This window comes from Streptomyces glaucescens (assembly GCF_002154375.1).
GTDB lineage: Bacteria > Actinomycetota > Actinomycetes > Streptomycetales > Streptomycetaceae > Streptomyces > Streptomyces glaucescens.
In genome coordinates this window covers 1-5,284 of sequence record NZ_MUND01000630.1, presented here as the reverse complement: position 1 = coordinate 5,284, position 5,284 = coordinate 1, and the positions used below count along the sequence as shown (strand labels likewise).

The 5,284-nt window shown below is 72.5% G+C and carries 5 protein-coding genes; 2 read left to right on the top strand and 3 right to left on the bottom strand.

What is annotated here, in order from left to right; genetic code table 11:
* Positions 1-14: 14 nt before the first annotated feature.
* The 3 genes from CCN42_RS33510 to CCN42_RS33500 all read right to left on the bottom strand — a co-directional run bounded on the left by CCN42_RS33510 (position 15) and on the right by CCN42_RS33500 (position 3,396).
* A complete protein-coding gene (locus tag CCN42_RS33510) occupies positions 15-395 on the bottom strand; it encodes a hypothetical protein (protein ID WP_086741210.1) in 381 nt (126 codons plus the stop codon).
* Between the two features lie 89 nt (positions 396-484).
* Positions 485-1,693 carry a M20 metallopeptidase family protein gene (locus CCN42_RS33505; protein WP_086741208.1) on the bottom strand — a complete coding sequence of 403 codons (1,209 nt, stop codon included), beginning with the start codon at positions 1,691-1,693 and terminating at the stop codon, positions 485-487.
* Between the two features lie 80 nt (positions 1,694-1,773).
* The gene (locus CCN42_RS33500) at positions 1,774-3,396 is read right to left on the bottom strand and encodes a ricin-type beta-trefoil lectin domain protein (RefSeq protein ID WP_086741206.1); all 1,623 of its coding nucleotides are present in this window, start codon (positions 3,394-3,396) and stop codon (positions 1,774-1,776) included.
* Between the two features lie 149 nt (positions 3,397-3,545).
* Here CCN42_RS33500 and CCN42_RS33495 point away from each other — a divergent pair, with 149 nt between their 5' ends.
* Together CCN42_RS33495 and CCN42_RS46285 are read left to right on the top strand one after the other, a co-directional pair.
* Positions 3,546-5,051, top strand: a complete 1,506-nt coding sequence (locus CCN42_RS33495) for a cellulase family glycosylhydrolase (protein ID WP_086741212.1) — start codon at positions 3,546-3,548, stop codon at positions 5,049-5,051.
* Between the two features lie 87 nt (positions 5,052-5,138).
* Positions 5,139-5,284 (top strand): SCO2400 family protein (locus tag CCN42_RS46285; protein ID WP_422641229.1); only part of this gene is annotated, 146 nt, incomplete at its 3' end.

Below are 5,284 nucleotides of genomic sequence, written 5' to 3'. Positions count from 1 at the left end.
TTTGACGACACCCCCTAGCCGAAGACGAGGCTGACGTCCCGGTCGACGCAGTGGCGCAGAACGGCCACCAGTTCCTGGGCATCGGCGACACGGCGCTCCGTGACCGGATCGGCGGGGTCCTTCCGGGGCTGCTCGGCGATCTCGCCGAGCCGGGGCAGGATCGCGGCGCACTCCGCCGGCGTGAGGTGGCCGTGGTCGTCCGGGTGGTCGAGCAGGGGTGCCAGCGTGGTGGAGACCTCGGTCCAGGGGCGCTGTCCGCCGAAACCGCGCATCTCGTCGAGGGCGAGACCCTCGGCCCGGGCGAGCCACGTCCGGAACATGCTGAAGCCGGTCCAGGACCAGGAGACGTCCGGGCTGTCCTCGTCGCCGTCCTCGGGATACAGCATGAGCCCCATGGTTCTTCCTCCTCGCCGGCCGAGCACACAGGATCGGCGAAGCGGTAAGGCCGCGGCAACTCGAACAGGCGGCGTGGGCGCGGTGGTGGCTACCGGGCCGCCAGGCACGTGAGCGCCACCGCCGCGTGCAGGGCCGCGCCGGTCGCGAGGGCGGGCTCGTCGAAGACGACCCGGTTGGAGTGGCAGTCGGGCGCGTTCTCGGCGGGGTCGCCCGGCCGGCGGGCGCCGAGGAAGGCCATGGTGCCGGGTACGCGGCGCAGGACGTAGGAGAAGTCCTCCGCACCCATGAACGGCTGCGGCAGCCGGTGGACGAGGTCCGCTCCGAGCAGGTCGGCGGCGGTGTCGCGGACGGTCGCCGCGACCGTCTCGTCGTTGACCACGGGCGGATAGCCCTCGATCAGGTTCACCTCCACGGCGGCCCCGTGGGCGGCGGCCACGTGCCGGGCGACCCGGTCGATCCCCTCGCGGACCCGGCGCCGGGTCTGCGGGGTGAGTGTGCGGAAGGTGCCGTGCAGTTCGGCGGTCTCCGGGATGATGTTGGTGGTGGTCCCGGAGTGGATCGAGGCGACGGTGATCACGGCCGGGTCGAAGATGTCCACCGTGCGGGTGGTCAGCGTCTGCAGTGCCTGGACGATCTCGCAGGCCACCGGGATGGGGTCGAGGGACACGTGCGGCGCCGAGGCGTGGCCGGACCGGCCGCGGACGGTCAGGTGGATCTGGTCGGAGGCGGCGAACGTCGGCCCGGGCCGCAGGTGGACGGTCCCGCTCTCGAAGCGCGTCGTGACGTGCAGGGCGAACGCTGCCGCGATCCCGGCGCCGTCCGGGGTGTCCAGGAGCCCTTCCTCGATCATGTACTGGGCGCCGCCGTCGCTCTCCTCCGCCGGCTGGAACATGAACAGCACCCGGCCGGCCAGTTCGGCCCGCCGCGCGGCCAGCAGCCGGACCGCGCCGACGAGCATCGCCGTATGCAGATCGTGTCCGCAGGCGTGCATGGCGCCGGGCACCTCGGAGGCGAAGTCCAGCCCGGTGTCCTCCTGCTGGGGCAGGGCGTCCATGTCGGCGCGGAGCAGCACGGTGGGCCCGGGCCGGTCGCCCTCCAGCACCGCGGTGACCGAGCTGAGCCGCTCCCCCGTGGTGACCGTCAGGCCCAGGCCGTCGAGTGCGGCGAGCACCGCCTGCTGGGTGTGCGGCAGGTGCAGACCCAGTTCGGGCAGCCGGTGCAGACTCCGCCGTACGGCGACGATGTCGGGAAGCAGTGCGCGTGCTTCGGCGAGCAGGTGTCCGGGCGTAGCGGTCACCGCGTCCTCCTGTCGAGCGCTGTGTCCAGCGGGCGGGGCGTTCCGTCGGCCCGGTGATGAGTGCCCGCGCGAGCGGCCCTTCACTCGGCCTCGTCCGGATGGCGGCCCGTATCCAGCGCGGGGTACGGGCCGTTCCGCGGGTGTGCGGGCAGGGCCTGCGAGGTGAACCGCTGGCCGGCCGTGCCGTCGCAGTCCTGCAGGCGCAGCGGCTCCCGGGCCGCCGTCTGGGTGAGGCAGAGGCCGGTCGCCGCGGACGGGCGGATCGTGGCGCCGTCGCGGAGGAACCTCTGGTTGGCCGCTCCGGAGCAGTTCCAGACGATCAGCTCGGTGCCGGGCCGGTACCGGGCGCCGGGGACGTCCAGGCAGCGGTCCTGGGTGAGCTCGGTGTGGAAGGTCTGCCGGGCCGTGTCGTACCACCACTGCTGGTTGCGGGTGCCGGCGCAGTCCCAGCCGAGGACGCCGGTGCCGTTGGCGGTCCGGGAGCCGCTGACGTCCACGCAGGTGCCGGTCGCCTGGTTCCGCAGCGGGGCGAAGACGTCGTCCCAGGCGTGCGGGAAGAGGCTGGGCCGCCCGGAGGAGTTGACGTCCGCGCAGGAGGCCTCGCGCAGGTTCGAGGCGTGAAACCGGGTGAGGCAGGAGGCGAAGGCGGCGTGGCCGCGGCCGTTGGGGTGGAAGGACTGGCGGACGGAGTTCTCGTCCGGCATGCCGGGCTTGGACAGGTCGATGTACAGGCCGCGGGCCCAGGGGTCGTCCATGCACACCTCGTGGCCGTGGAAGAGCCGCGAGGTGTCCAGGTAGCGGGCTCCGGTGGCCGCGGCGGCCTCGCGGATGCCGCGTTCGAAGGCGGGGACGGCGGTGTTGCGGCCCCACACGGTGTCGGAGTCGTAGCCGAGGCCACCGCAGGCGAGCTTTCCGGCGAAGTCGGGGTTGTCGCGGAAGTCGGGGCCGATGGGGCTCGGGTAGCTCATCACGACGAGCCTGTACTCGGTGTCCGCGTAACCGGCGTCGCGCATCACGGTCCTCAGGTCCCGGAGGGTCTGTTCGACCTTGGGGACGAGGTTGTCGACCCGGGCCTGCCAGCCGGGGGCGTACGTGGGTTCGCAGGGGCCCTGCGAGAGCAGGTAGCGCTGGACGCAGTCGGTCATGACGGGCCCGAACTGGAGGTCGTCGTTGGCGCCCGCGACGAGCAGCACCATCTTGATCCGGGTGTTGCGCGCCTTGATGGCGTGGCTGTCGCTCTGTACGAGTTCGTCGGCGTACTGCGGCGCCCCGCCCACGCGGATGTTGCCGGTGGAGGCGCCGGAGCAGGCCACGTTGAAGGTGAGGTCGGTGGCGATGGCGGTGCGGTGGATCGCGGCTTCGGGCGAGCGGTGGCACCAGTTCGCGGGGCCGTCGGTCGGCGGTTCGTACGTGCCGACGCCCTCGCCGGAGATCTCGCTGTCGCCGAGCGAGATCAGCACGGACCTGCGCTCGGCGAGCGGGCGTTCGGCGGGGTCGCCGTAGAGCGCGGTGGCCTCTGCGGCCCGGATGGCTTCCAGGCCGGGCGGGAGCGGGCGGGCGGCGGCCGGCCGCACGCCGTCGGCGGTGTCGGCGGCTGCGGCGGTGGTGGCGGTGACGGGTGTGGCTGTCGCTGCCGCTGCCACCGCGAGTACGGCCGTGACGGCGGTGGTGATGCGCCGGAGTCGGCTCCCGGAGCGTCTCATGACACCTCCCGAACGTGGGGTTACCCACGGTATTTACTGGGTGGTAGCCGTCATGGGAACATCTCGGACGAGAAAAGTGAACAAATGTCAACTTTTGCTTCAGGTGCGTACCGATCTCCGGGAGGCTGCCCGTGCTGCGCAGGACCCTGATGGTGAGCGCGGCGACCGGCGCGCTGCTCGCACCCACGACGGCCGCCCAGGCCCAGCAGGAGCAGCAAGAGCAGCAAGAGCAGCAGCAGACCGTTCCTCACCTCACCGACGGGCACGGGCGGGTGCTGACGCTGCGCGGCTGGAACGTCGAGGACAAGGCGAACCGGGGCGACAAGGCCCTGTCGGCCATCACCGAGCGGCACTTCCGCGACCTGCGGGCACAGGGCTTCAACTTCGCCCGGCTGCTGGTCTTCTGGGACGACCTGGAGCCCCGCCCCGGGCAGTACAGCACCGCCTACCTGAAGAAGATCGACCGCGTACTGGACTGGGCCGCGCGCAACGACGTCAAGGTCCTCATCGACGCGCACCAGGACGTGTTCGGCCCGGCCTTCGGCCACCGCGGGGTGCCCGCGTGGGCGACCCGGACCGACGGGCTGCCGTTCACCCCGCACCCGGACGACTGGTTCGCCGAGTACTTCGAGCCCGCCGTCCAGCGTGCCTTCACCCACCTCTACGAGGACCCCGACCTCCGGCGCGCACAGGCCGAGGCCTGGCGCGTCCTCGCCGGTCACCTGGCCCACCACCCGGCCGTGATGGGCTACGACCTGATCAACGAGCCGATGGGCGAACTGCGCGAGGGGGAGGACCTGCCGACGGCCGCCCGCCGCATCGAGCGGGACCAGCTCACCCCGATGTACAACCGCCTCGCCGACGCGGTCCGTTCGGCCGACCGCGACGCCTGGCTCTTCGTCGAGCCCACACCGATCGTGGGCGAGGGCGTGCCGACCGGCCTCGGGCGCGTCGACGATCCGAAGGTGGTGTACGCGCCGCACTTCTACAACACCGCCATGGAGGCGGGCGCCGACTACGACCCCGGCGCCGGATGGATCGAGGCGTACGAGCGGGCCGTGGTCGAGTATCCGAAGAAGTACAAGGTGCCGGTGGTCGTGGGCGAATGGGGTCCGCTGAACAACGCGCTGCCGAACATGGGCCGCTTCTACCGCGAGGCCATGGCGTCCCTGGGGCGCTACACCTCCGGCTGGGCGGGCTACGTGTGGTGCTACGGCGGCGGTTACTGCGCGGTCGACGGCTCCGGCGCCTTCCGCACCAACAAGGAACTCGCCGCCGAGCCCTACGCGGCGGGCGTGGCGGGCACCGTCGCGTCCGCGTCGTACGACCCCCGGGCCGGCGTGTACCGGCTGGTCTACCGGGCGGCACGGCACGGCTCGCGGCTGACCGAACTGTCCCTGCCGCCGGGCAGCTGGCGCGTCACCGCACCCGGCGCGACGGTGGTGCGGACGGCGACGGGGCGGGCGTGGGTCCTGGCGACGCGGGGGCGGGAGGTGACGGTCACCGTCCGGCGTGGCCGACCGTCCGGAGCGGAGACCGCCGGGCGGGGCGGCCGTCCGGCTGGTGCGCTCTTCACGCCCGCCACGGGCGAGCCCCGGGGAATCCGCCCAGGAGCATCACACGGGCTGCACACAGCCTGGCCTGAGCCCGATTAGCGTGGCAAGCCGTTCGATCCCCTGTCCGAAAGGCAGCCCCGCCCCGGCCCACGGGCCGACGGCACGGCCAGCTCAGGAAGACCGCAGATGGACTATTGCTCCTCGTGTCGTCGGCATCTCAACGGCGCCCTGGTGTGTCCGGGGTGCGGTGCCTATGCCCCCGACATCGATCCCTCCGCCTCCCACACGTCGTACGACGGTCCTCCCGCCGCGCGGGAGGACCGTCGTACGAC

Bases quoted from the DNA above. Each gene is read 5' to 3' on its own strand.
- CCN42_RS33510 (WP_086741210.1), bottom strand. From the start codon at position 395: ATGGGGCTCATGCTGTATCCCGAGGACGGCGACGAGGACAGCCCGGAC.
- CCN42_RS33500 (WP_086741206.1), bottom strand. From the start codon at position 3,396: ATGAGACGCTCCGGGAGCCGACTCCGGCGCATCACCACCGCCGTCACG.
- CCN42_RS33495 (WP_086741212.1), top strand. From the start codon at position 3,546: ATGGTGAGCGCGGCGACCGGCGCGCTGCTCGCACCCACGACGGCCGCC.